This is a genomic window from Microcoleus sp. CAWBG58 (genome assembly GCF_020883045.1).
Classification (GTDB): domain Bacteria; phylum Cyanobacteriota; class Cyanobacteriia; order Cyanobacteriales; family Microcoleaceae; genus Microcoleus.
Genome location: NZ_JAHRFA010000132.1, coordinates 12,222 through 12,457, shown reverse-complemented (window position 1 = coordinate 12,457; position 236 = coordinate 12,222). Strand labels below are relative to the sequence as shown.

The 236-nt window shown below is 36.4% G+C and carries 1 pseudogene; it reads left to right on the top strand.

The features are described 5' to 3' along the window. Positions 1 to 94, top strand: a pseudogene (locus tag QZ918_RS31585) (IS5/IS1182 family transposase); the annotation flags it as partial. Positions 95 to 236 lie beyond the last annotated feature (142 nt).

Sequence of the window (236 nt, the reverse complement as noted above, 5' to 3'; positions counted from 1 at the left end):
GTCGAGATATCGAAATCGAAGAAGACGCTTCGGATTGAGATTTAATTTGATTGCTGGCATTTATAATTATGAACTTTCTTTGAAGACAAATTAGCGCTCGCCTGAGACTTTCGCAAGAGGTCTATTCAAGTAAATTTAGTTGCCAAGTAATTATTATGACATCTGCCTAATAATTTTCCGATTGTATTCCAAACCCAGACATCGCACGATATCATGCAGTGTTAAACAGGTTTGTA